Origin of the sequence: Dietzia sp. DQ12-76, assembly GCF_014145045.1 — a bacterium.
GTDB lineage: Bacteria > Actinomycetota > Actinomycetes > Mycobacteriales > Mycobacteriaceae > Dietzia.
In genome coordinates this window covers 18,125-21,256 of the sequence record NZ_JAALDV010000567.1, presented here as the reverse complement: position 1 = coordinate 21,256, position 3,132 = coordinate 18,125, and the positions used below count along the sequence as shown (strand labels likewise).

Here is a 3,132-nt window from a genome sequence, read left to right as displayed (position 1 = left end):
TGCACCGTCGACGCCCACGACTGCGACATCGACCACGTCATCGCCTTCCACCACCACCAGCCCGAACTCGGCGGACCCACCGCCGAATGGAGCCTGATCTGCCTGTGCCGCACGCATCACCGCGAGAAGACCTTCGGCCACTGCGCCTACCGGCCCGGACCCCTGGGCGAACTGACCATCATCACCGAAACCGGACACGAACACCGCACCACCCCACACGGCCCCCTGGCACAGGCCCGAGACCGGATCCTCGACCACCGATGGCGCCACCACCTCGACCGCCTCATCACCGACGACGGACACCTCACCAACCCACCCGGCACCCAGCGCCCCCACCCCGCCTGACAGGGTCACCGTGCACCCGCCACTCTCGCGTGTTCCGCTGAACGGCACGCTTGATTGTGGTGGCCGGTCGGCACCGAGAGACTGACGGCATGACAGCGAAGACCAAGCTCACCGCGGCGATAGTGGGATCGGGAAACATCGGTACCGACCTCATGTACAAGCTCGAGCGCAGCGAGTTCATCGAGCCCAAGTGGATGATCGGTATCGACGCGGAGTCCGAGGGGATGAAGCGTGCTGCCGACCACGGTTTGACGTGCATGTCGGGTGGGGCCGACGAACTGCTCGACTCGATCGAGGCGGGGGGCGAGAAGCCGGACCTGCTGTTCGAGGCGACCAGCGCCTACGTCCACAAGGCCTACGCCCCCCGTTACGAAGCCGCGGGCATCATCGCCGTCGACCTCACCCCCGCCGCGGTGGGCCCCATGGTCATCCCACCCGCGAACCTGCACGAGCACGTCGAGGCGCCCAATCACAACATGGTCACCTGCGGTGGCCAGGCCACCATCCCGATGGTCCACGCTGTCTCCTCGGTCGTCCCGGTGGAGTACGCCGAGATCGTCGCCTCCGTCTCCTCCGAATCGGCGGGGCCGGGCACCCGGGCGAACATCGACGAGTTCACGGAGACCACCAAGCTGGCCATCGAGAAGGTCGGGGGCGCCAAGCGGGGCAAGGCGATCATCATCCTCAACCCGGCCGAACCGCCGATGATCATGCGCGACACCATCTTCTGCGCGATCCCCGAGGACGCGGACCAGGACCTCATCACCACCGCCATCCGCAAGCGCGAGAAGGAGATCCAGGAGTACGTCCCCGGATACCGGCTGCTCCAGGAGCCACAGTTCGACCCGCCCACCGAGATCACCGGCGGGATGGCGCGGGTCGCCATCTTCGTCGAGGTCGAAGGCGCCGGGGACTTCCTCCCGCCGTACGCCGGCAACCTCGACATCATGACCGCCGCCGCCACGAAGGTCGGCGAGGACATCGCCAGGACCAGGCTCGCCAGGACCGAGCCCGCCACCACGACGCCCGGAGTGTGAGGACCATGGACAGGACCAACCCGTACAACGCGGACGCCCGTGCCTACAGCTCGGAACTCGACATCCGGATCACCGACTCGTCGCTGCGCGACGGCTCTCACCACAAGCGCCACCAGTTCTCGGTCGACGACGTCCGCGACGTCGTCACCGCGCTCGACGGCGCCGGGGTCCCCGTCATCGAGGTCACCCACGGTGACGGGCTCGGCGGTGCCTCATTCAACTACGGCTTCGCCAAGTCCTACGACCAGGACCTCATCAAGGTCGCCGCCGAGACCGCCACGCAGGCCAAGATCGCATTCCTCACCTTGCCGGGACTGGGGATCAAGGACGACATCCTCGCCGCACGCGACAACGGTGGGTCGATCTGCCGGGTGGCCACGCACTGCACCGAGGCCGACGTCTCGATCCAGCACTTCGGTTACGCCCGCGAGCTCGGCCTCGAGACCGTCGGGTTCCTCATGATGAGCCACACCCAGCCGCCGGAGGTGCTCGCCAAGCAGGCCCGCGTCATGGCGGACGCGGGATGCCAGTGCGTCTACATCGTCGACTCGGCGGGCGCGCTCGTCATGGACCAGGTATCCGATCGGGTCGCCGCGCTGGTCGCCGAACTCGGCGACGACGCCCAGGTCGGATTCCACGGCCACGAGAACCTGGATGTGGGCGTAGGAAACTCGATCATGGCCATCCGGGCCGGGGCTCAGCAGATCGACGGCTCCACCCGCCGCTTCGGCGCCGGTGCCGGGAACACCCCGGTCGAGGCGCTGGTCGGCGTGTGCGACAAGCTCGGGATCACCACCGGCGTGGACTTCTTCAAGATCGCCGATGCCGCAGAGGACGTGGTGCGACCGCTCATGCCCACGGAGTGCGTGGTCGACCGGTCCGCGCTCATGCTCGGCTACGCGGGCTGTTATTCGTCATTCCTCAAGCACGCCGAGGGACACGCGAACCGCTACGGCGTGCCGTCGTCGGAGATCCTCATCCGCGCCGGCGAGCGCCGCCTGGTGGGCGGTCAGGAGGACCAACTCATCGACATCGCCTTGGAGATCCAGAAGGAGCAGGCGAACGCCTAGGCTCATGTCATGGTCGTGGACGAAGTGCTGCCGCTGCTCACAGCGGCGGCACTCGGTCTCGCGATCGGGATCGAGCGGGAACGCAGTCCTGAGCACCGGTCCCGTCGGATAGGGGCGCGGACGTTCCCACTGTTCGCCCTCGCGGGTGCGATCGGGGCCCTCCTGGGACCCGTCGGTCTCGCGGTCGCCCTGTCGGTGTCCGGGGCGGCGATCCTCGCCTGGTACTGGCGCGTCACAGCACCCGCGAGGGTGGATGACGGTGCCGACGATGTGGGGATCACGACGATGGCGGCGGCGATCGTCACCACCCTGCTCGGGGCACTCTCGGTGGCCGATCCCGCACTCGCGGTGGCCCTGGCGGTAGTGGTGGTGATGCTCTTGGCCGCCAAGCACCGGCTGCATGACTTCGCGCGTCACGCCCTGGACGACCGGGACGTCACTGACGCCATCACCCTGCTCGTCGTGGCGTTCCTCGTGCTCCCGCTCATGCCGGACAGGGCGTTCGGCCCGTACGATTCACTCAATCCACGCACCATCTGGATCCTCGTGGTCTTCCTCACCGGGATCGGCTGGGCCGGGTACGTGGCCGCCCGTCTCCTCGGCCGGAAGTGGGGTCTGTTCGTCACCTCGCTGGCGGGGGGCTTCGTGTCCGGCACGGCGTCCACGGCCATCGCGGCCAG

General features: G+C 68.0%; 4 protein-coding genes. All 4 read left to right on the top strand.

Going from position 1 to position 3,132, the window contains the following annotated elements:
• Positions 1-345 (top strand): HNH endonuclease signature motif containing protein (locus G6019_RS17010; RefSeq protein ID WP_182628125.1); only part of this gene is annotated, 345 nt, incomplete at its 5' end.
• 89 nt (positions 346-434) lie between these two features.
• On the top strand, positions 435-1,382 hold the full coding sequence (locus G6019_RS17005; RefSeq protein WP_182613357.1) for an acetaldehyde dehydrogenase (acetylating): 948 nt from the start codon (positions 435-437) through the stop codon (positions 1,380-1,382).
• A gap of 5 nt (positions 1,383-1,387) precedes the next feature.
• Positions 1,388-2,452: a 4-hydroxy-2-oxovalerate aldolase gene (gene dmpG / locus G6019_RS17000; RefSeq protein WP_182613356.1), complete on the top strand. Its 1,065-nt coding sequence runs from the start codon at positions 1,388-1,390 to the stop codon at positions 2,450-2,452.
• Positions 2,453-2,461: 9 nt separating this feature from the next.
• On the top strand, positions 2,462-3,132 hold a 671-nt coding region (locus tag G6019_RS16995), incomplete at its 3' end, for an MgtC/SapB family protein (protein ID WP_194305857.1).

Excerpts from the sequence above, each read along its gene's own strand:
- G6019_RS17005 (WP_182613357.1), top strand. The coding sequence starts at position 435 with ATGACAGCGAAGACCAAGCTCACCGCGGCGATAGTGGGATCGGGAAAC.
- dmpG (WP_182613356.1), top strand. The coding sequence starts at position 1,388 with ATGGACAGGACCAACCCGTACAACGCGGACGCCCGTGCCTACAGCTCG.